Origin of the sequence: Archangium violaceum (assembly GCF_016859125.1) — a bacterium.
In the GTDB taxonomy this organism is placed as follows: Bacteria; Myxococcota; Myxococcia; order Myxococcales; family Myxococcaceae; genus Archangium; species Archangium violaceum_A.
Map to the genome: position 1 here is coordinate 8,594,072 of NZ_CP069338.1, position 21,605 is coordinate 8,615,676.

13 protein-coding genes are annotated in these 21,605 nt (G+C 69.3%); 5 read left to right on the forward strand and 8 right to left on the reverse strand.

The features are described 5' to 3' along the window. Nucleotides 1–13: 13 nt before the first annotated feature. The 7 genes from JQX13_RS36550 to JQX13_RS36580 all read right to left on the reverse strand — a co-directional run bounded on the left by JQX13_RS36550 (nt 14) and on the right by JQX13_RS36580 (nt 13,715). The gene (locus JQX13_RS36550; RefSeq protein WP_203404058.1) at nt 14–4,675 is read right to left on the reverse strand and encodes a type I polyketide synthase; all 4,662 of its coding nucleotides are present in this window, start codon (nt 4,673–4,675) and stop codon (nt 14–16) included. 54 nt (nt 4,676–4,729) lie between these two features. Next, entirely contained in the window at nt 4,730–10,162 is a 5,433-nt protein-coding gene (locus tag JQX13_RS36555; RefSeq protein WP_203404059.1) for a non-ribosomal peptide synthetase, read from the reverse strand. A gap of 97 nt (nt 10,163–10,259) precedes the next feature. Further along, entirely contained in the window at nt 10,260–10,817 is a 558-nt protein-coding gene (locus JQX13_RS36560) for a hypothetical protein (RefSeq protein WP_203404060.1), read from the reverse strand. Next, entirely contained in the window at nt 10,814–11,851 is a 1,038-nt protein-coding gene (locus tag JQX13_RS36565; RefSeq protein WP_203404061.1) for a M28 family peptidase, read from the reverse strand. The genes JQX13_RS36560 and JQX13_RS36565 overlap by 4 nt, the downstream gene beginning before the upstream one ends. Next, nucleotides 11,848–12,399: a hypothetical protein gene (locus JQX13_RS36570; protein ID WP_203404062.1), complete on the reverse strand. Its 552-nt coding sequence runs from the start codon at nt 12,397–12,399 to the stop codon at nt 11,848–11,850. The genes JQX13_RS36565 and JQX13_RS36570 overlap by 4 nt, the downstream gene beginning before the upstream one ends. A gap of 146 nt (nt 12,400–12,545) precedes the next feature. Further along, on the reverse strand, nt 12,546–13,061 hold the full coding sequence (gene cysC, locus JQX13_RS36575; protein WP_239015426.1) for an adenylyl-sulfate kinase: 516 nt from the start codon (nt 13,059–13,061) through the stop codon (nt 12,546–12,548). 441 nt (nt 13,062–13,502) lie between these two features. After that, nucleotides 13,503–13,715 carry a hypothetical protein gene (locus JQX13_RS36580; RefSeq protein WP_203404064.1) on the reverse strand — a complete coding sequence of 71 codons (213 nt, stop codon included), beginning with the start codon at nt 13,713–13,715 and terminating at the stop codon, nt 13,503–13,505. A 119-nt stretch (nt 13,716–13,834) separates the two neighbouring features. Here JQX13_RS36580 and JQX13_RS36585 point away from each other — a divergent pair, with 119 nt between their 5' ends. From JQX13_RS36585 to JQX13_RS36600, 4 genes are all read left to right on the forward strand, one after another. Further along, nucleotides 13,835–14,455: a hypothetical protein gene (locus JQX13_RS36585; RefSeq protein WP_203404065.1), complete on the forward strand. Its 621-nt coding sequence runs from the start codon at nt 13,835–13,837 to the stop codon at nt 14,453–14,455. Nucleotides 14,456–14,502: 47 nt separating this feature from the next. Beyond that, nucleotides 14,503–15,018, forward strand: coding sequence for an FHA domain-containing protein (locus tag JQX13_RS36590; protein ID WP_203404066.1), 516 nt, complete (start codon nt 14,503–14,505; stop codon nt 15,016–15,018). A gap of 76 nt (nt 15,019–15,094) precedes the next feature. Then, on the forward strand, nt 15,095–16,357 hold the full coding sequence (locus JQX13_RS36595) for a Stp1/IreP family PP2C-type Ser/Thr phosphatase (RefSeq protein ID WP_203412377.1): 1,263 nt from the start codon (nt 15,095–15,097) through the stop codon (nt 16,355–16,357). A gap of 105 nt (nt 16,358–16,462) precedes the next feature. Beyond that, entirely contained in the window at nt 16,463–19,426 is a 2,964-nt protein-coding gene (locus JQX13_RS36600; RefSeq protein WP_203404067.1) for a carboxypeptidase regulatory-like domain-containing protein, read from the forward strand. A 2-nt stretch (nt 19,427–19,428) separates the two neighbouring features. Here the strand turns inward: JQX13_RS36600 and JQX13_RS36605 are convergent, their stop codons facing one another. After that, nucleotides 19,429–20,592: a DUF6051 family protein gene (locus JQX13_RS36605; protein ID WP_203404068.1), complete on the reverse strand. Its 1,164-nt coding sequence runs from the start codon at nt 20,590–20,592 to the stop codon at nt 19,429–19,431. Between the two features lie 150 nt (nt 20,593–20,742). Here JQX13_RS36605 and JQX13_RS36610 point away from each other — a divergent pair, with 150 nt between their 5' ends. Beyond that, nucleotides 20,743–21,603 carry a DUF2911 domain-containing protein gene (locus JQX13_RS36610; RefSeq protein WP_203404069.1) on the forward strand — a complete coding sequence of 287 codons (861 nt, stop codon included), beginning with the start codon at nt 20,743–20,745 and terminating at the stop codon, nt 21,601–21,603. Nucleotides 21,604–21,605 lie beyond the last annotated feature (2 nt).

The window sequence follows — 21,605 nt, forward strand, 5'->3', positions numbered from 1 at the left end:
AGGGGTCTCGGTTCTATTCCTCGGTGGCGCTGTCGCCGCGGCGCTGCCTGCGGGCCCGGCGGCGCTCGCCCCGGCTGCGGCTCTCGGACTCGGAGTCCTCGGACCGCGCCTCCTCGGCTCCAGTCGAGGAGGCGGCCTTGAGCAGCTTCGCCAGTGCCTCCACCGTCGGGCCCTCGTACAGGGTGACGGCGGGGACCGGGACGCCGAACTGCTCGCGCACCCGGGCGATCAGCTTGATGCCGACGAGCGAGTTGCCACCCAGCTCGAAGAAGTTGTCGTGGATACCGACCTGGGTGATGCCCAGCATGGATTCCCACAGCTTCGCGACGGACTCCTCCAGCTCGTCGCGCGGGGCCACGTAGGCGTTCTGCAGGGTGGGGCGCGGGGCCGCCTGCTGCGCCTGCGCGTCGGGCACCACGTGTTCGGCCTTGGCCTCCTCGGCCTTCTTCTGGGGCTCGGGCCGGGCCGCGCGCTCGATGCGGGCGTGCAGGTTGCTGGTGGAGACGGCGACCTGGGCCACCCGGCCCAGCGACAGCAGGTTCACGAAGGCTTCGGCTCCCTCCTTGGCGGAGATGGACAGCGAACCGAACGGGTTGTTGCCCAGGTCGAAGGCCCAGGCGTCCCAGCCCACGCTCAGCCACGGGGTGGGGGACTCCTGTGTCTGACGAAGGGCGAACGCATCCATGAAGCTCATGGCGGCGGAGTACGAGGCGCGTCCCACGCCCCCGAGCACCGCCGCGAGCGACGAGGCCAGCATGCAGAAGTCGAGCTGCCGGCCGCGCAGCACCTCCTCGAGCGCGTACAGCCCGAGCACCCGGCTCTGGAAGAGGAATCGCGCGTCCGTGGGGGTCACATCCGCGAGCGAGCGGAAGAGTGACGTGTCCACCGTGCCGGCGGAGAACACCACGCCGTGCAGCGCGCCGAAGCGCGAGAGGGTCTGGTCGATGACGGCCTGGAGCTGCGCCTTGTCGGCCACGTCCGCGCTGGCCACGAGCACCTCGGCGCCCAGATCCTCGAGCGCTCGCGCCTTGCGGATCCTCTGGCCAATGGGATCCTGCGCGTCACGCGTCGCGAGCCACGCGTCCCACACGGAGCGCTCGGGCAGGGAGGAGCGGCCGACGAGCACGAGCCGTGCCTGCACGCGCTTCGCGAGCGCCTCGGCGTGGCTGTAGCCGATGGTGCCGAAGCCACCGAGGATGACGTAGACGCCCTTGTCACGCAGGGGCACCTGGCTCGGGGTGCGCACGGCGACGGACTCGAATACCTGCACGTGGCGCTGCTGGCCGCGGTACGCGATGACGTTCTGCTCCCGCGAGCCATCGGCGCACTCGGCGAGGAGCTGCTCGACGAGCTGGGCCTCCTGCCAGCTTCCGGGGGCGGGCAGGCTCACGTCCACGGACCGGCAGGAGAGGTGCGGGTACTCCTGGGGGATGACACGGACGGGGCCGAGCACGGTGGCCTTCTCGGGACTGGGGCTCTCATCGCCGAGCGCCTGCATCCGGTGGGTGACCACGGCGAGCGACACGGGCTTCGCCTCCTGGCGGCCGAGCTCCTGGGCGAGGAACAGCAGGCTGTCGAAGCCGTGGTCCTGCGCCGGCTCGAACGAGGCCCCACGCGCGCCGAAGGTGGTCTCGGGGACGGCGCTCCAGAGGTGGAGGATGCGGTCGGGCCCGAGTCCCTGGGCCGTGAGCTGCTGGAACAGGGACGCGAAGTCCACCGACACGTGGGGGTTGATGGACCAGTGGTGCTCGCCGAGCTGCGCGAGGTGGGTTCCCGGGGTGATGGTGACGACCTGCTGACCGGCCTCCGCGAGGCGCCGCGCCAGGTGGGCACCCAGCGCATTGCCATGCGACTCGGGGACGAACAGCCACCAGCACGCCTTCTCCTCGCGCCACGCGGCGGAGGGCGGAAGGGCGCGCTGCCACGAGGGCAGGTAGAACCACTGGGACACGTCCTGCTTCTTGTCCGCGGACGTGCCCTGGGCCTTCTTCTCGTGGCCGGTGTTCGCGGGCGGATCCACCCAGTGCCGCTGGCGCTCGAAGGGAGCCGTGGGCAGGGCGACGCGGCGGCGCTTCTCGTCACCGTGGAAGGCATCCCAGTCCGGCTCGACACCGGCGAGCCACAGGCGTCCGAGCGCACCGAGCAGGAAGTCCAGATCGGCCTTCTGCTCGCGTGGGTGGCGCAGGGAGTTGATGAACACGTGCTGGGCGCCCTTGGCCGGGTGCTGCCGGGCGAGCGTCACGAGCGTCTGGCCGGGGCCCACCTCGAGCAGGATGGCGTCGGCCTCCTTCAGCAGCTCACCAAGTCCGTCGGCGAACCGCACCGCCTGACGCAGGTGCTTCGCCCAGTAGTCGGGGCTGGTGGCCTCCTCGGCGGTGATCCACTTCCCCGTCACGTTGGACAGGTAGGGCATCTGTGGCACCTGCCGGGCGACGCGCCGGACCTGCTCGCGGAACATGTCCAGGATGGGGTCCATCATGGACGAGTGGAACGCGTGCGAGGTGTGCAGGCGGGTGGTGGTGACGCCCTGGGCGGTGAGCTTCTCCACGAGCGCGTCGATGGCGGCGGTGGGGCCGGCGACGACACAGGTCTCGGGGCTGTTGACGGCCGCGAGCGAGAGCTGCTCGCCGAGCAGCGGCATCACCTGGGCCTCGGTCATGGGCACGGCGAGCATGGAGCCCGCGGGCATCTGCTGCATCAGCCGGCCGCGAGCGGCCACGAGCGCCAGCGCGTCATCGAGCGAGAACACGCCCGCGAGGCAGGCGGCCACGTACTCGCCGATGCTGTGGCCGATCATCGCCCGCGGCTTCACGCCCCAGGACATCCACAGCTTCGCGAGCGCGTACTCGACGACGAAGAGCGCGGGCTGGGTGAGAGAAGTCTGCTTGAGGCGCTCGGTGGCGGCCTCGCGCTGGGCCTCGGGCGGGTACAGGACGGTGCGCAGGTCGAAGCCGAGGTGCTTCTCCAGCTTCTTCGCGCAGGCGTCGACCTCGGAGCGGAAGAGGGGCTCGGACTCGTAGAGGTGCCGGCCCATGTCGACGTACTGCGCGCCCTGGCCGGAGAACATGAACATGACCGGGCGGCCCTCGGTCTCCTGGCCGCCGCTGAAGACGCGAGCCGGATCCCTCGAGGCGAGCGCCTCGGTGACATCCGCGAGCGTGTGGCCCACCACCATGCGGCGGCGGGCGAAGCGCTTGCGGCCCAGTTGGAGCGTGTAGGCCACGTCGGCCAGGTCCAGTTCCGGGTTCTCACGCAGATGGGAGACGAGCCGGTCCGTGGCGGCCTCGAGCGAAGCCTCCGAGCGCGCGGAGAGCGTCACCACGTGGGCGGGACGGCGCGGCTTGTCGGTGGCGGGGAGGACGGGTGCCTCCTCGAGGATGGCGTGCGCGTTGGTGCCGCCCATGCCCAGCGACGTGACGCCCGCGCGGCGCGGGGTCTCTCCCTCGGGCCACTCGGACAGCTTCGTGTTCACGTAGAAGGGGCTGTTGGCGAAGTCGATCGCGGGGTTGGGCGACTCGAAGTGGAGGGTGGGGGGAAGCTGCTTGTGGTGGAGCGCCAGCGCGGCCTTGATGACGCCCACCGCGCCCGCGGCCGAGTCCAGGTGGCCGATGTTGCTCTTCACCGAGCCGATCGCGCAGAACCCCTTCTTGTCCGTACCGGCGCGGAACGCCTGCGTGAGCGCGGAGATCTCGATGGGGTCGCCCATGAGGGTGGCGGTGCCGTGACACTCCACGTAGCCGATGGAGTCCGGCTCGACGCCCGCGAGCGCCTGCGCCAGGGAGACGACCTCGGCCTGGCCCTCGACGCTGGGGGCCATGTAGCTCACCTTCTGCGAGCCGTCGTTGTTCACCGCCGTGGCCTTCACGACGGCGTAGATGGTGTCACCAGCGGCGACGGCATCGGCCAGGCGTCGCAGCGCCACCACGCCCGCGCCGTGTCCGGAGACGAAGCCCTGGGCCTTGGCGTCGAAGGGGCGGCAGTGGCCGTCGGGCGAGGTGGTTCCGCCCTCGTAGTACAGGTAGCCCTGCTTCTCCGGGAAGTGGATGGAGACGCCGCCGGCCAGGGCCATGTCGCACTCGTAGTTGAGCAGGCTCTGGCATGCGTAGTGGATGGCGGTGAGCGACGTGGACGAGGATGACTGGATGGTGACCGCCGGCCCCTTGAGGTTGAGCCGGTAGGCGACCTCCGTGGTGAGCGCGTCCTTGTCGTTGCCGATGGACGCCTGGAGGCTCTCGACGGATGCCACGTGCGACAGGTGCGGGTACACGTTGGTGAGCAGGTACGTGTTCATGCTCATGCCGCCGAACACACCCGTCCGGCCCGGCTGCCGCTCCGGGCTGTAGCCCGCGGTCTCCATCGCCTCCCAGGCGCACTGCAGGAAGACGCGGTGCTGCGGATCCATCAATGCGGCCTCGCGCGGGTTGAGGCCGAAGAACGCCGCGTCGAACTGGTCGGTGTCCCCGAGGATGCCGCACGCCTTGATGTAGTTGGGCGCGCGCACGAGCGTCGGATCGATCCCGCTCTCGATCAGCTCCTCGTCGGTGAAGAACGAGATGGACTCGACGCCATCGCGCAGGTTCTTCCAGAACTCGGCGATCGTCCGCGAGCCGGGGAGGTGGGCGGCGAGGCCGACGATCGCGATCCCTTCCAACTCGGGAGTGTTCTCAGTGCTCATGGGGCGTGTACCGTGTTCGTCAAAGGGGGGGAAGAAGGAGGGGAAGCCAGGGGGCTATTTGCCGCCGGGCTTGCGCAGACGGGCCTGGGCGAGCTGCTGGCGCTTGCCCATGGCGGCCTTGCGCTTGTCGGCCTCGTCCTTGAGCTTCTGCACGTTGGCGGAGGAGTCGTCCGTCTCGCGGCTCAGGAACTGCGCCAGTGAGCTGACGGTCGAGTACTTGAACATGTCCACGAGGGCGAGCTCGGTCTTCAGCTCCTCGCGCAGGCGGCGGTGCACCCGGGCGATGAGCATGGAGTTGCCGCCGAGCTCGAAGAAGTTGTCGTGGAGGCCCACGCGATCGACCTTGAGGATCTCCTGCCAGACCGTGGCGATGTCGCGCTCGAGCGAGCTCTGGGGCGCGACGTAGGCGGCGGCCAGGGAGGGGCGCTCGCCCTCGGGGACGGGGAGGGTCCGGGTGTCCACCTTGCCATTGGGCGAGAGCGGCAGCGCCGGCAGCGGCAGGAACACGGACGGCAGCATGTAGGGTGGCAGCCGCTCGGACAGCCACGCATGGAGCTCGCTGTTCGTCTGCGCGGAGTCGGTGAGCACCACGTACGCCACCAGGCGCCTGTCACCCGGCGAGTCCTCGCGCGCCATGACGAACGCGTCGCGCACGTGGGGGTGCTGCTTGAGGGCGGCCTCGACCTCGCCCAGCTCGATGCGGAAGCCGCGGATCTTCACCTGGTCATCGACGCGGTGCAGGTACTCGAGCACGCCGTCGGGCAGCCAGCGGGCCATGTCGCCGGTGCGGTACAGCCGCTCGCCGGGCCGGAACGGGTTGGGGACGAAGCGCTCCGAGGACAGCTCCGGGCGGCGCCAGTAGCCCCGCGCCAGACCGAGGCCTCCGATGTACAGCTCGCCCCGGCAGCCCACGGGCAGCAGGTTGCGTTGGGCATCGAGCACGTACACGGAGGTGTTGATGACGGGCCGGCCGATGGGGACCCAGGTGTGGGCCCGCGGGTCCTCGGCGTGGATGGGGTGGTACGTCGAGCAGATGGTGGTCTCGGTGAGGCCGTAGCCGTTCACCACCCGGGTGGTGTCGAGCAGGCGCTCCATGTCGCTCGCCACCAGGGCCTCGCCGCCGCTGAGGACGAGCCGCAGCGGGGGGAGCTCGTCCCTGCGCGCGTTGAGCCCGGCGAGCACGGCCGGCACGGTGCTGACGATGGAGATGGCATTCCGGGAGATCAGCCCGAACAGCTTCTCCAGGTCGAGGATCTCATCCTCGGTGGGCAGCACCAGCGTGCCACCGGCGCACAGCAGCGGGAGGATCTCCCCCACGAAGCTGGCGGAGGAGAGCGAGGTGAGCGGGAGGATCCGATCATTCGCGCCGGGCTGGTACGAGTCGATGAACGAGCGGACCAGGTTGGTGATGCCGACGTGCTCCAGCATGACGCCCTTGGGCTGTCCGGTGGAGCCGGAGGTGTAGATGACGCAGGCCAGGTCGTGCGGCTGGATGCGGACCGGGGCCTCCTCGGTGCCCTGGCTCCAGTCCATGTCGGTATCGAGGCAGAGGAGCCGCACCGCGCCGTCCCTGGCGGAGAGCTGTCCCAGCTGGGGGCGCAGCCAGGACTGGGTGAGGAGGACGGGGACCTGTGCGTCGGCCAGGATGTAGGCCAGACGCTCGGCGGGGTAGGCCGGGTCGAGCGGCACGTAGGCGGCGCCGGTCTGGAGGACGGCGAGCACGGAGACGATCGTCTCCAGCGAGCGCTCCAGGCAGAGGCCAACGATGGAGCCGGGGCCCACGCCCTCCGAGCGCAGCCACGAGGCGAGCCGTCCCGCGCGCTGCTTCAGCTCGCGGTAGGTGAGCCGCTCGTCCTTGAAGAGCACGGCGGGGGCGTCGGGGGTGCGCTCGGCCTGGGCCGAGAACAGCGCCGGCACGTTCATGTCCTCCGTGAGGGGGACGTGCGTACCGTGCCATTCCACGAGGAGCTGCTGGCGCTCGGCCTCGGTGAGGAGGGGAAGCCGGGAGAGCAGCGTGCGCGGGTCGGTGACGATGCCGGTGAGCAGCGTGCGCAGGTGCCCGGCCATGCGGACGATGGAGTCGGCCTCGAAGAGGTCGGTGTTGTACTCGAACGAGGCGACCATGCCGCCGTCGGCCTCGCCCAGGGTGAGCGTCAGGTCGAACTGGGCGACGTGGTGCTCCAGCGAGAGGGACTCGAGCCGCAGGCCAGCCAGCTCGGCCCTGGCGCCCGGGATGTCGAGGGCGAAGGGCGTGAGCCCGCGCTCGTCGAGCTTGTAGGCGCGCTGGTAGGCGAACATCACCTGGAAGAGCGGCGAACGGCTGGGGTCGCGCACCGGCTGGAGCCGCTCGACGAGGGTGTTGAAGGGGTAGTCCTGGTGCTCGAAGGCCTCGAGCGTCGTCTGACGGGTCCTGGCGAGGAACGCCTCGAAGGTCTGGTTCGGAGCGGGCCGGGTGCGCAGGACGAGCGGGTTGACGAAGTAACCCGCGACACGGGCGAGGTCGGCCCTGCCGCGGCCAGCGCTCACGACGCCGAGGGTGAAGTCCTGCTGACCGGTGTAGCGGTGCAGCAGCACCTGGAAGGCGGCCTGGAGCACCATGGCCAGCGTGGTGCCCTGGGCCTGGGCGAGTGCCTTGAGCTGGTCGACCAGCTTCGCGTCCAGCCGGGTGGTGTGGATGCGGCCGACGAACGTCTGGACGGGCGGGCGCGGGTGGTCCGTGGGCAGGTGGAGCACGGGCAGCTCACCGGCGAGCTGCTCCCGCCAGTACGCCTCGAGCGCCTGGCCCCGAGGACCGGCCAGCATGGCGGCCTGTTCGCGAGCGGCATCGGCGGAGGTCGCCTCCAGCGGCGGCAGCTCCACCTTCCGGCCCGCGCACTCGGCGGGGTAGAGCGTGTCGAGCTCCTCGGCGAGCACGGCGATCGACCAGAAGTCGGTGACGATGTGGTGCATCGTCATGATCAGCGCGTGCTCCTGGGGCGAGCGGGTGAAGACGCGCACGCGCAGCAGCGGACCGTGCTCCAGGTCGAAGGGCTTCTTCGCCTCGTCGTTCAGGCGCGCGTCGAGCTCCGCTTCGGCCAGGGCCGCGGCATCCACGGCCTCGAAGTCGAGCGCCATGTGCTCGTGCACGTGCTGGACGGGACCCGAGGGGGTCATGGCGAACGTGGTGCGCAGCGCGGGGTGGCGCGCGACGAGCATCTCGAAGCAGCGGCGCAGCGCGGGCACGTCCAGCGCGGAGCGGATGCGCACGGCGACGGGCACGTGGTACGCGGAGCTGCTGGGGGCGAGCTGGTGCAGGAACCACAGGGCCTGCTGTCCGCCGGACAGGGGCGCGTCACCCCCGGCGCGGGGCTTCGGCTCCTGCTGTGCGGGCGTGGCGGCGGGCGCGGCCATGTACCCGAGGACGAGCCCGGCGAGCTTCGAGAGGGAGGGCCCCTGCATGACGTCGGTGAGCGGCACCTCGATGCCGAGGCTCGACTCGACGGTGCTCTTGAGGTCCACCGCCATCAGCGAGTCCATGCCGAACGCGTAGAGCGTCTTGTTCGGATCGATCTGGCTGGAGGGGACGCGCAGCACGCGGGAGGCCTGCTCCTGCAGGTGCAGCAGCACCAGGGAGTGGCGTGCCTGGGGATCCTGCACGGCGGCGAGCGCCTTCTGGATGAAGCTCGGCTCGCGCTTGGGAGTGGCCTGCTCCTTCGGGGCGGGCGGCGTGTCCAGGATGCTCTTGTGGACGATCTCCAGGCCGTCGGAGAGGAAGTCCTTCTTGGTGGCGTGGCGCTGGATCTTCCCGCTCGACGTCTTGGGGATGCTGCCGGCCTGCAACAGCACCACGGCATGGGCCTGCACCTCGTGCTGGTCCGCGATCGCCTGACGGATGGTCTGCGCGAGCGCCTCCAGGTCGACGCTTCCGGACTCGACGGCCCGGCGGTCGATCTCATGGGTCACCACCAGGCGCTCCTCGCCCTGCACCTCGATGGCGAACGCGGCGCCGCAGCCGGGCCGCAGCGCGGGGTGGGTCTTCTCCACCGTCAGCTCGAGGTCCTGGGGGTAGTGGTTGCGGCCACGGATGATGATGAGATCCTTGAGGCGCGCGGTGACGAAGAGCTCGCCGTCGAGGAGGAAGCCCAGGTCACCGGTGCGCAGGAAGCGCGGGCCGTCCTTGGCACCCTGGGGCACACCGTGGAACGCGCGGGCCGTGGCCTCCGGCTGGCCCCAGTAACCCTGGGCCACGCTGGGGCCGGACACCCAGATCTCCCCCACCTCGCCAGCGGCGCACGGGACGCCCGTCTCGGGGTGGACGATGAGGAGCTTCTGGTCCGTCAGGCAGCGGCCGGAGCCCACCTGGGTCTGCGCGGTCACGTGCGAGGTCGGGACGAGCTCCGCCTTGCTCTTCTGGAGCGCCACGGTGTCGAGCGTGCGCTGGATGGGCGGCTCGGCCTTGTGGCCACCGGTGACGATGAGCGTGGCCTCGGCGAGTCCGTAGCAGGGATAGAAGGCCTTCTCCTGGAAGCCTCGGGGTCCGAAGGTCTCCGTGAAGCGCTTCAGGGTCTCGGGGCGGATCGGCTCGGCGCCGTTGAAGGCCAGGTCCCAGCGGCTGAGGTCCAGCTCGGCGAGCTCCTCGGGGGTGACCTTCCGCGTGCACAGATCGTAGGCGAAGTTCGGTCCGCCGCTGGTGGTGGCCTTGTACTTGGAGATGGCCTGCAGCCAGCGGATGGGCTTCTTCAGGAAGTCCACGGGCGACAGGAGCACCACGGGGAACCCGCCGTAGAGCGGCTGGAGGATGCCGCCGATGAGGCCCATGTCGTGGTAGGGCGGCAGCCAGATGACACCCTGGCTCTTGCGCGAGTGCCCGAAGCACGCGTGGATGAGGGACAGGTTGTGCAGCAGGTTGGCGTGCGTGAGCATCACGCCCTTGGGCGTGCTGGTGGAGCCCGAGGTGTACTGGAGGAAGGACAGCGTGTCGGAGGTCGCGTCCGGGTCCTTCCACCCCTCGGCGGCGGCGGCGTCCAGCGTGTCCGTGGCCATCCATTGCAGCGACTTCAGCTCCGGAGCCTGCTCGAAGAGCATCTCGGCCATGCCGAGGATGAAGTCCGTGGTGAGCGCCACCGTGGCCTGCGCGTCGTTGCTGATGGCGAGCAGGCGGGGCAGGGTGCGGCCCAGCCGCATCGGATCCGGCGGGTAGATGGGAACGGCGGTGACACCGGCGTAGAGGCAGCCGAAGAAGCCCGCGATGTAATCCAGCCCCGGCGGGTAGAGCAGCAGGGCGCGCTGACCCCGGGCCTCCATGCGCTGCAGCGTTGCGGCGATGGCACGTGCCTTGAGATCCAACTCCGCGTACGTGAGGTGGGCCTCCTCGCTCTCTCCGTCGATCAGGAACGTGTAGCCACGGGTATCGGGCTCGCTCAGGGCACGTGCCCGGAGCAGCTCGACGAGCGTGTCACAGCGCACGTCCGGGACAGTGGAGGGACCGGAGATCGTACCGGTGGTCATGGGGCTCCTCGTCTTCCGCGATGGGGGGGGCCATCGCGCCGCCGGATTCACCGGCGGCGCGTGGGGACGGATTCGGACTGTCTATGCAGCGGCGATGTTAGAAGGCGGCTCCGACTTCCAGCAGGCCGACCGAGTAGCTGAGGCCCAGACCGGGGAGATCCGAACCGACGCCCACGCCGAGCTGGAGCACGGAAACCTGGACCGACTGCAGATCGAAACGCACGGGCGCGGCCGTGATACCGACGGTCACTCCGGGTCCGCTGATGCGGGTGGGGTGCTCGGGCGTCAGGAAGCTCAGGCGCTCGCCGAACAGGGTCGACACGGTGAGCAGGGCCGCGGGGGCATAGGACCCGCTGCGCTGCACGCCGGCTCCCACTCGGAACGAGGCCGTGTTCCCCAGCAGGGACAGGTAGCTGAGGTCCGCCTGGAGGATGAACCGGTCGTTCAGGGTGTCCCGAACGCCGATGCCCCCTCCCACGCCGCCGATCGTCCGGGTATCGGACAGGTACACCTGGGCGCCCGCCGTGGCGTAGATGGAGAGCCGGTGCCGGGTGGACGAGGACTCCTGGGCCCTCGCGTCACCGGCGCTCGCCAGAAGCCCGAGTCCCAGCGCGAGCGCGCCGCCCTTGATGAACGTGTGGAGTGCGGTCTTCACGGCTTGGGTCCCTCCGCCCAGTAGGCGACCGCGGCGGTGGCCACGCGGGTGGCCTGGCCCAGACGCACCGGATCCAGCTTGTCCGGGGTGTCGGTGTCCTTGTGGTAGTGCGGGTTGCGGAAGTTGGCGGTGTCCGTGAGGAACACGGCCTTCTGGTGGTTGAACCAGAACGCCAGGTGATCGCTGAGCGTCAGGGCCTGGCCCATGGTGAAGGTGCCGTTGCCGGGCGAGATGAGCGGGACGGTGCTCATGAGCTGCAGCTCGTTGTTGAGCTTGTAGACCTCCGCGGCCTCGTGGCTGGACTCGTCGTTGGCGATGATGGCCAGGAAGTCACCCGTGGTGGGCGAGGGCAGGCCTGGCAGCGACTGCTGGGAGCCCGGCTTCTCCGAGTAGTAGCCGATGCAGTCCATGATGAGGGCGGTGACGACCTTCTCGCCCTTGCCTTCCTTGAGGTAGCGGTGGCTGCCGGTGATGCCGTACTCCTCGAAGTCGAAGCCCACGAAGCGGATGGTGCGCTCGAACTTGTACTTCGACAGCACGCGGGCCATCTCCATCATGGCCGCGACGCCGCTGCTGTTGTCATCGGCGCCCTGCCAGAAGGCATCGAAGTGGGCGCCGACCAGGATGACCTCGTCGGGCTTCGAAACGCCCTTGATCTCCGCGATGATGTTGGTGGTGCGGATGTCGTTCTCGCCGAGCGACACGTCGTCGTGGACCTCGAGGGGGATCGACCGGAACTGGTCGCGCACCCACAGTCCGGAGCGGGTATTCGAGAGGTTGCACAGCTCGGGGTAGTACTTGCGGACTCCCTCCGGGAAGAGGGAGACGCAGTCGACGGACTGGTCCGTGGCGTGCGCCTGCGTCAGCGAGACGAGGTTCTCCCAGACGAACTGGGGCTCGACCTCGTCGGTCAGCGCCTTCAGGGCGGTCAGATCCGCGCCTTCCAGGACCTGGGTCGGGGTGCACGCGGTGCCGCCAGCCAGGCCGAAGCCCGCGGCGAGCAGGAGGAGGGACGATCGAATCGACAGGCTCATAGCTGCATCTCCACACGGGCCAGACCCAGATGGAGTCGTTGCACCGTTCCGAAGGGAGGGCCCGATGGGCCCCATTGCACCTCCAGGGTTCCCACCACGAAGCGGCCGAAGTGGAACCGCAGGGGCGCGGCATGGATGGCGAAGTACAAGGGACCGTTGCGCCCGTCCTCCGCCTCCAGGATTTCATTGGCGAAGGGGATTCGCAGGCTCCGCCAGGGCAGCGCGACCCTGCTGAATCCCAGCTCGAGCCCCGCGGCGGGCTCCCAGAAGCTCAGCCGCGTCCGGATCTCTCCCCGGGCGAAGACCTCGAGCGGGAAGTTCGTCTTCTCGGCGGGCATGGCGAAACGCAGCCCGCCTCCGACGAACAGGTTCTGTCCGAGGCCCTGGGTGCCCAGCGCCCGCTGGTACGCGGCCTCCATCGTCGTGGCCTGCTCGAAGGGGCGCAGCAGCCCGAAGTAGCGGAAGTTGGAGACTCCGACCGAGATACCCTGGGCCACGCTTTGTTCGGGCTCGGCCACTGCCGCCGAGGCGAAAAGCAACGTGCCCACGATGAGACATCTGAAGGGGAGTACGTGCATGGATGAGTGGGGGGGGAACTGTCTCTTTGCCGCGAGCCCGGCAGCCTGAATCAAACGGCCGGCCTCGCACAACGACATGGTTGGTAGTGAAAATGAATTGTCTTTGGAGGTGGCCGTTACCCGGAGGCCGTGCCCAGCAGTCCGTGTTGGCGCAGCGTCGCGAGGATGCGCTCCACGCTCTGCTCCACCGTCTCTGAATCCGTGTGGACCGTCACCTCGGGCGACTCGGGGGGCTCGTAGGGATCCGAGATGCCCGTGAAGTGGGGGATCTCTCCCGCCAGGGCCTTCTTGTAGAGACCTTTCACGTCACGGTGGACGAGCGCGTCCAGGCTCGCCTTCGCGTACACCTCGATGAAAGGGATCCCCGCTTCCATGGCCAGCCGCCGCACCGTGTCGCGTGAGTCGCGGTAGGGGGAGATGGCCGCGGAGATGACCGCCACGTGGTGTTTGGCGAGCAGCCGCGCCACGTAGCCGATGCGCCGGATGTTCTCCTCGCGATCGGGCCGGGTGAAGCCCAGGCCCTTGGAGAGGAATGTGCGGATCTCATCCCCGTCGAGCACCTCCACCTCCTGGAAGGGCTCCAGTTGGCGGCGGACCGCCGTGGAGAGCGTGCTCTTGCCCGCACCGGACATGCCGGTGAACCAGAGGATGAAGCCGCTTCGTTGTACCGGGTCCACCCCGGGAGAAAACTTCGCGTCTGAGTGCTGCTGACTCACGGATGGCCCCCTGTGACCTCCGGCACACACTTCATTATTTTGATCCGGCCGCAGCATCTCCCGGGCGGGACACGAATGTCCACGCTTGTACGAAAAAGCCGGAAAATGTTGTAAATGGGATATTACTTTGACGTTATTCTATTGACTCGGAGTGAAGCGTGTGGCCTGCGCGGCGCTCCTGGCGGAGGCTGGCGGGAGGGAGCCCGGCTCGGGGGAGTGGGGGAGTCCTCGGCGGGTGCGGCGTTGCGCCAGCTCCACGGCTTCGAGGAGGGAGGTGCCGGGCGCCGTTCCCTGGGGGCGGCGCTCATCGGCGGGTGACGACTCTTCCAGGAGCCCCGGGGGGCCGGGGCTCCGACTTCAGGAGGCGCGAGGCAGTTTACGGCGGCCTATACCATCCTCCGCGTCGTCCGACTCGTAGTAGAGGGTCGCCCCTCCCTCGTCGTAGACGACCAGCACGCGCTCGCTCTGGTCCAACAGGCCCGTGGCGGCTGCTTCCGCCTTCCGGACCAGGGTGTCGGTCCCAGCGGGACGCTTCTTGGTGTTGCCTGTACGTACTGACGCACTGGGCATGTGGGAGATGACTCCTTGAGCCCTCACATCCTGGGAGGGAGTGGTGTGTCATAGCCAACGGGAGACTTCGTTGACAAGCGCTTGACATGAGCCGGCCGGAAGCGAGGTAAGGAAGCGTCATGAATCGTCGCTTCCTGCCCTGGATCGTGTTCACTCTGTGTCTCTCCTCGGCCGTGATGGCCCAGCCCACGAGGACCGCCACCCGGCCGGCCCTGCTGTCGGACTCGAAGACACCCGCCTGGCTGCCCCGGGGGGCCCTCCTGGGCACCTTCATCCGCAATGGCGCGGTCGCACCCGAAGTGCGTCTGCAGTGGCAACTGGTGTTCTTCCAGGGCCGCAGGGACACGCTCGGGCTGCTCATCGAGCCCACCGCCTCCTTCGCCGCGATCAAGCCGGACTCCGTCGTCGAGGACGCCACCGTCCCCATGACCTCGCTCCAGCTGTACTCGCTGGTGTTGGCCGTGGGGTACACGGCCCGGCGCCCGTCCGGCCTCGAGTGGGGCTTCCAGCTCGGCACCGGCCCGGCCTGGTACGCGGCGCGCTTCCGGGGCGGCTCCAAGGCCGAGGAGTCCTACTTCGTCGGCCTGCTGGATGGGCGCGCGCGGATCGGCTACCGCGTGGGACCCATGGCCTTGGGAGTAACAGTAGGTTATGGTGATCCCTACAACTACAGGCGGACGAGCCTGGCCCGCTCCTATGTGGGCGGCCTGCAACTCGGCCTGTATGCGGACTGGCGCTAGGGGCCTCTGGACCCTGACCCCCCAGGTGGGGTGAAGTGCGTAACGAAATGGTCGAGCTTCTGAGCCTCCATATCGGCCGCTTTCAGCGAGAGCGGGCGGACTACGAGCGCACGCTGCCGCCAGCGCTGCTCGTGTTCTCGCCCGCGTCCGCGGCGATGCCGCCTCTGGATGAGGACGAGGAGCACCACCACTTCCGCACCCTGACCAGCGTGTCCACCCCGATGCTGGGAGTGGGGGAGCCCATCGTTTTCCCCATCATCAAGAATCAGGAAAACGCGTTCGGCCGAGGCATCACCGTGGGGCGCACGGGCAACAACGACGTGGTGCTGGACGATGGCACCGTGTCGCGCTTCCACGCCTGGTTCCAGCGCGAGACCGGTGGTCGCTTCATCCTCACGGATGCGGGCTCGAAGAACGGTTCGTTCGTGGGTGGGGTGCGGTTGACGCCCCGGCGCCCGTCTCCGATCACGGACGGCACCCGTCTGCGCTTCGGCCAGGTGGAGGTGACCTTCTATCTGGCGAGCGGTTTCACCAAGGTGCTCGCCAGGCGGTACGGGCCGTGAGCTTGTCAGCCCTTCCACGGGCTTCGTAACGTGTGATTCACCCCTCAGTGAACAGGGAGCGTTCGCGGTGCCATTGATGACAGAGGCGTTCGGCCTGACCGACGTGGGCCGGAAGCGGCAGCACAATGAAGATTCGATGCTCGTGGACGCCTCGCTCGGCCTGTTCATCGTGGCCGATGGCATGGGAGGCCATGCGGCCGGCGAAGTGGCGAGCAATCGCGCCACCGAGGTCGTTCGCCAGCACATGGTGTCCAACCGGCATCTGCTCAAGGACCTGAGCACCAACACGAGCCAGGACGCCCGCAACGCGGCCCAGGCCCTGATGGAGGTGGCCATCCAGCGCGCCTGCGCGGACATCTTCCGCATGGCCCTGGCCGACCCCAGCAAGCGTGGCATGGGCACCACCTTCGTGTGCCTCGCCGTGAGCGGCAACAAGGGCGTCATCGGCCATGTGGGTGACTCGCGCATCTATCTGGTGCGCCACGGCCAGTGTCACCGGCTCACCGAGGATCACACCCTGGTGGCCGCCCAGCTCAAGGCCGGGACCATCACCAAGGAGCAGGCCGCCACCTCGCAGTACCGCAATGTGATCACCCGCGCGGTGGGCATCCAGGAGTCCGTGCAGGTCGACACCCTGATCGTCGACCTGTTCCCGGGTGACCTGTTCCTGCTGTGCTCGGACGGCCTCCACGGCTACCTGGACGACGACGAGGTGCTGCCGCTGGTACAGGGCTCGCAGCCCGCGGAGCTGCCCAAGCGGTTCGTGGACCTGGCCAACGAGCGCGGCGGCAAGGACAACATCACCGCGGTGGTGGTGAAGGTGTCCGGCGAGGGCACGCTGGAGGCGGAGACCTCCGAGGCGCAGAGCCGCATGGAGGCCCTGCGAAAGATCCCGCTCTTCCGCCACCTCACCTACAAGGAGCAGACGGCGGTGCTGTCCATCGCCACCACGCGCACCTTCCCCGCGGGCCGGGAGATCGTCGTGGAGGGTCAGCCGGGCGAGGAGCTCTTCGTGGTCATCCGCGGCCGGGTGGTCATCGAGAAGAGTGGGGTGGAGATCGCCGAGCTGCGGCCCGGCGGGCACTTCGGCGAGATGGGGCTCATCGACAACGCCCCCCGTTCGGCCACCGTGCGGGCGGTCGAGCCCACGCGGACCATGGTCATCTCCCGCTCGGATCTGATGGGCCTGATGAAGCGCGAGTCCATCCTGGCGGTGAAGATGCTCTGGAGCTTCGTCCAGGTGCTGTCGGACCGGCTGCGGGCCACCAACTCGGAGCTGAGCGAGGCCCGGCAGGAGCTGGCGGTGGCGCAGGCCATCCAGCCGTTCGCCGAGGAGTGAGCAGCGGGCGGTGGGGAAGACGTCAGGCGGATGACTCGGCCGGAATGAACGGCCGAGAATATCGGTTGGTAGGCCGGTCGCGGGGGTAACGTCCCGCGCCGTCCGATGCGCAAATGGTTCGTTATAGGGGCGGCAACCGCCCTGGTCGTCGTGGCGGTGGCGGTGTTGTGGCCTCGGGATGAGCCACCGCCCACCCCGGTCGCGCCCGTGGCGCGTGTGCTCCCCGAGTTCGAGTCGGTGGAGGTGTTCTCCTCCGGCGCCTCCGAGGGCCTGACGCTCACCGGGAGGGTGCTGGACTCCCGAGGGGCGCCCGTGGTGGGGGCGGAGGTCTTCCTGTCCGCGAGCGCGCAGAAGACGCTCACCTCGGTTCGCTGTGACGAGTGCGGAGAGGCGCTGCTGGCCTGTCCGGCCCGGGAGAGCGGCCTGCACGCGCTGGCCTTCTTCGAGCAGGCGCGCGGCTTCCTCCAACCCAAGGCCACCGTGCGCACGGACGCGCAGGGGCGCTTCCGGTTCGAGCACCTGGCCGGGGTGTCCTTCTCCGTGTGGGCCCGGGCCTCGGGCTTCGGCGCGGCCATGCGCGAGCGCGCGGCCCCCGGGGAGCCGGTGGATTTGTACCTGCCCCCGCTGCGGAGCATCGGCGGGCAGGTGGTGGACGAGGCGGGCCGGGGGCTCCCGGGCGCGCACGTGTACGCGGTGTCTCGCAAGGTGCCCCTGCCGTCCGAGGCGGTGGCGGGGCCGGATGGCTCCTTCACCCTGTCCGGGTTGGGGGAGGGTCCCTTCTATGTCCTGGCCACCGCGAGCGGCTTCCTTCCCGCGGTGGAGCCGCTGGTGGAGGCGGGCCCGCAGCCGGTGCGGTTGAGGCTGGAGCCCTCGCGGACGCTCGAGGTGCGCGTCACCCATCGCGGAGAGCCCGTGACGGCCACGGTGCGGCTGAAGGCGGACCACCTCGCGCGGGAGGTACGCGCCGAGGGCGGTGTGGCGCGCTTCGAGGATCTCTACCCGGACGAGCTGGTGGTGTCGGCCGAGGCCGGAAGGCTGGGAGCCGCGCCGCGCACCCTCACGCTGAGCGAGCGCCTCACGCAGGTGACGCTCGAGCTGGAGGAGGCGGGCACGCTGCTCGTCACGGTGGTGGACGAGGCCGGTCAGCCGGTGCCCTCGCCGGAGCTGGTGGTGCGCACCGCCCGGGGCAGGCCCATCCAGACGCAGAAGCCTTCCACGGGCGAGCTGGTGCAGTTTGGTCCGCTAGCGGTCGGGGACTACGTGTTGGAGGGGCGTGCGAAGGGCTTCCGGGACGCGCAGCTGCCGGCGCGGGTGAAGCCGGGCGAGACGTCCCTGGAGCTGGAGCTGGAGCGTGCCACGCTCATCACCGGGCAGGTGTTGGATCAGTACGGCCGGCCCGCGCCGAACGTGTCGGTGCTGGTGCAGCCCACGGGTGACGCGGTGCTGGCGGACGCGGAGGGCCACTTCTCGGCGGCGGTGCCCACACCGGGCCTGTACGAGCTGCATGCGCATCACTCCGAGTGGGGTGGTGGGCAGGTGAAGGTGACGGCTCCGGCGGAAGGGGTGCGGCTGGAGCTGGAGCCCCGGGCGTCGCTGGAGGTGACGGTGATGGGGGAGGGGCGCCGGCTGGAGGGCGCGGACGTGCTGCTGTGGGTGGACAACGAGGGCATCTTCCGCAGCGACAGCTCCTCGGGCCCGGACGGCATGGTGCCCATGCGAGGGCTGCCCCCGGGGACGTACTCCATGGTCGCCACGCATCCGGACTACCTGCCCTCGGAGCGGCAGAAGGTGGTGGTGGAGGACGGACAGACGCAGCGGGTGACGGTGACGCTGGAGCCGGGGGAGGGGATTCAGGGCGAGGTGGTGGACACGCGGGGCATGCCGGTGGAGGGGGCCTCGGTGTCGGTGCTGCCGCGCATGGCCGAGCCGGTGACGACGGACGCGCAGGGCCGCTTCGAGGTGCGAGCGCTGAAGCCCGGGCGTCCCTTCCTGGTGGAGGCGCGGCACTCGGGGTACGACCAGCGCGAGCGCGTGCAGGGCACTCCGGGTGGTGAGCCGGTGCGGGTGGTGATGGAGGCGCGCGGGACGTTCCGCGGCCGGGTGGTGGCCGAGGACGGCGAGCCGGTGCGGCGCTTCCGGTTGGACGAGCACGACGTGACGAGCCAGGATGGGCGCTTCGAGGTGGCGCTGCCCACGGCGGGCGATCGCGTCATCGTGTCGGTGGAGGCCGCGGGCTTCGAGCCCCTGATGGTGGACAAGCCCGCACAGCCGAACGACCTGGGCGACCTGGTGCTGGTGCGGGCGCCGTCGGTGACGGGGCTGGTGAGGGACGAGGGCGGCGGACCGGTGGCGGACGCGGTGGTGGGGTGTGACGCGTGCGAGGACTCGGTGATGACGGGGCCGGACGGGCGCTTCACGCTGCCGAGCCCACCCTTCGTGGCGAAGTTCTCCGTGACGGCGCGCAAGGGGCGGTTGAGCGCGTCGGCGTCGGCCTCACGCGAGGGACCGCGGACGGTGGAGCTGGTGCTGAAGCCGGCCACGCGGCTGTCCGGGACGGTGTACCGGCCCGATGGCACTCCAGCGGCGGGCTTCCAGTTGGAGGGCGTCCACGCGGACCGGGGTGAGCCCATCAGCATCGTCACGGGGCCTGACGGGCGATACAGCGTGGACGTGGCCCCCGGCCACTATCGCTTCGCCCTGGGCGTGGCGCGCGAGTTCTCCGGTGAGCCGGCGCTGCTGGTGCAGGTGGAGGGTGGGGAGAAGCGGTTGGATATCGGGCCGGCGCCCGGGACGGCCTCGCTGACGGTGCAGCTCAAGTCCGAGCGGGGCAAGGCGCTGTGGGTGATCGCTGGAGACATGGGGGCCGTGGGCAACCCGCCGAAGGAGCTGATACGGGCGCGCTACGGACAGCTGCTCTACCAGCCCCGCGGTGAGCGGATCACGCTGCAGGGCTTCCCTCCCGGGCGCTACACGCTGGTGTGGTCGAACTTCCACACGGACACAGAAGACGGGCCGGTGGTGCGCACGGTGGACCTGCCGACCTCGGGAGACGTGGTGCTCACCCCGTAGGATCACGCTCCCAACCAGCTCACCGCGCGCTCGAACACGACCTCGAACCCGCGCTCCACCTCCGTCTCGGCGGTGCTCTGGACCGGGAACGGATTCGCATGATCATAGGCGTACGGTGGATCGAGGATCTCCACCCGTGCACCGGAACCCGCGAGGGTCTCGGCCACGGCCAGCGCCGGCATCACCCGATCCCCGCGCAGGGAGATCGCGTTCACGCGGGGGCCGATCCTCCGGAGGGCGGCCTCGCGCTCGGAACGATGGCGGTCGGAGATCACCATGGACTCGAATGCCCGGCCCTCGGCGTTGTCCGAGAGCAGCCTTCCCAGCTCGGGCCGTCGCTGCTTCTCCGACTCGAGCTCCGCGAAGAGCCGATGCAGCGAGCGGGCCGCCGCGCTGTCGAGGATCTCCCGGGCCAGGGGCGCCGTCTCCGCCAGGAGGCATCCGCCGCAGAAGGTCACGAGCCGGGACTCGGTGAACCGTCCGCCGTCATCGGCCATGAGGAGGATCTCCGCCAGGAACGCGCCGATGGAGTACGCGAAGAAATCGAGCCGGGCTCCTGGGGCGAGGAGGGGCTCATCGCCTCGGCGGATGCTGTCGGAGAAGCGCGAGAGATCACGAAGGGTCCGCAGACCGGACCACAGGAAGCGGTCCGGCCGGGCGTGAAGGCGGGTGCTCAAGGCGGCGTTCGCGAAGCTGGAGGCCTCGAGCTCCGGGATGCGGCGCATGCGCTCGCGGCTGAGCTGCCGCATGGGCCTCGGGTCGGCCCAGAGCGCCGGGGATCTGTCCATGTGGAAGGCGACGGGGAAGAGGATGACGGGGACTCCGAGTCCCTCCACGAGCGCCTTTGCCCACGGCAGGTACTTCTCCCAGCGGCGCTCGTTGAGTCCGTGGAGGAGGAGCACGCCCCGGGTGCTTCGCTCGCATCCGGGCGGCGTGAGGATGCGGTACGGGAAGTCGAGGTTCTCCTCGACACCCGCGTCACGGTCGAGCAATCCCTTCAGGGACTCCGGTTCGGGAGCGTCCTCCGATGGCGGGGGCGTGGGCTCCTCCATTTCCTCGGAGTGGAACCGGCGCTGGTGCAGGACGAGTCCGGTGTCCATGCATCCCGTGGCCCTCCCTTCCTGGAATGCCTCGGCGAGCCTGCGATACGTGTCGACGTAGTTCATGAACGCTCTCCCGAAGGGATGGTGCCATCTCTCGCTGACGCAGCGTGTCGCCATATTGATCATGGCCGTGTCACGACGCCACGGCGGAAAACTGATCTATAGAGAGAGCCAGCTGATCTCACCCTCTCAGGAAGAGGAAGGACGCAGGAGATGATGAAGAAGTTTCTCGGGTGTGTGTTCGCGGCCCTCGTGGTGCTCTGTGCGGTTCCCGCTTCGGCGCAACTGGAACTGCCTCCCGCGAGCCCGGCGGCGAAGGTGATGCAGAAGGTGGGTCTGACCGAGATCTCGGTCGACTACTCCAGCCCCGCGGTGAAGGGACGCAAGATCTGGGGCGAGCTGGTCCCCTGGGAGAAGCCGTGGCGGACCGGCGCCAACGCGTCCACGAAGATCACCTTCAGCCGTGATGTGACCTTCGGTGGAAAGCCGGTTCCGGCGGGAACCTATGCGATCGTCACCTTCCCCACGCAGAGTGGCTGGACGGTCGCGCTGAACAAGGAGCTGGGCCTCTTCGGGGGTGGAAAGACCTATGACGCCAAGGACGATGTCGTCCGCGTCCCCGCGACGGTCACCGAGATCCCGAACCGCGAGCGGCTGACGTTCCTCTTCTCCAACACGACCGATGATCAGACCTCGCTCGACATGGAGTGGGAGAAGCTGCGTGTCTCGGTGCCGATCCGGATGGACACGGCGGCGTACGCGCAGGCCAACATCCAGACCGCGGTGAACAACGCCTGGAACTCGCTGGCGAACGCGGCGCGCTACATGGCCGAGAACACGAAGGACTACGGCACGGCGCTGAAGTACGCGGAGAACGCGATCGCCATCCAGTCCAACTGGTACACCCACTGGATCAAGGCCGACGTCCTGGCGCGCAGTGGCAAGTACGCGGACGCCCGCAAGTCCGCGCAGATGGCTCTGGACCTGGGCCAGAAGAACCCCAACCCGCCCTTCTTCTCCTTCTACAAGGACACGATCGCCAAGGCGCTCGTGGACTGGAAGAACAAGAAGTAGGC